Annotated in this window: 1 protein-coding gene; it reads right to left on the reverse strand. The window is 42.1% G+C overall.

From position 1 onward, the window contains the following. Nucleotides 1-210: 210 nt before the first annotated feature. Nucleotides 211-843, reverse strand: coding sequence for an SLC13 family permease (locus QUB13_RS30315; protein ID WP_333388773.1), 633 nt, complete (start codon nt 841-843; stop codon nt 211-213). Between the last annotated feature and the right edge of the window lie 63 nt (nt 844-906).

The raw sequence follows: 906 nt of genomic DNA on the forward strand, positions 1-906 counted from the left end.
TAGACGCGGTTTCAACCGCCCAGTCTTCTGAAAAAAATCAGGTAATTTTAACCGCTCGGTCTTGAACCCACGGAGGTGGGTTTTGTTTGTATAGACGCGGTTTCAACCGCCCAGTCTTCTGAAAAAAATCAGGTAATTTTAACCGCTCGGTCTTGAACCCACGGAGGTAGATTTTGTTTGTATAGACGCGGTTGAAACCGCCCAGTCTTCTCAATAAATCCAGAAATACGCAACAGCTAAGGTTAAAACAGTCAGAGGTAGACCAAACCGTAAATGTTCCCAAAAAGACAAATTATAGCCGAGTTTAGCAACAGCCTCAGCAACAATTAAATTAGCAACGGAACCGAGCATAGTCAGATTGCCAGCAAATGTTGAAACCGAGGCCAGTAACAACCAAGTTTTTGGATCTGGATGAGGAATCAAATGTTGCAATAGCAGCACTGCCGGAACATTAGAAACTAAATTTGAAAGCAAAGCCGTCACCCCCAATATGCTCAAGGGACTGTGAACAAATCCTCCAAATAAACCTAATATTCCTAATTTTTCCACCCCTTGAGTAACCACAAACAGTCCAGCAAACATCACCAACAAATCCCAGTCTATTTTCTTCAAAATGCGATCGGGTTTGACTCGTCTGGTGATGAACAGTAAACCGGCGGCTACTAAAGTGGCTTCAGACGGCGGTACACCAATTAAAAATGCTACTAATAATCCTCCCGTTATTAAGAGACTTTTAGTTAATAAAGGTTTGAAAACACGGTAGCGCAAAGGAGTTTCAATTAAACAAGGCTTGGTAGAGCGAACTTCAGGATAGAGCCACCACAGTAGCCAGGGGGAACGCATCTTATTGAACACTATTCATCAGTGATGAGTATATTTTCAGATAAATTCACCATTATTAGAAGC

The sequence above is a fragment of the Microcoleus sp. B4-D4 genome, from assembly GCF_036705185.1.
Classification (GTDB): domain Bacteria; phylum Cyanobacteriota; class Cyanobacteriia; order Cyanobacteriales; family Microcoleaceae; genus Microcoleus.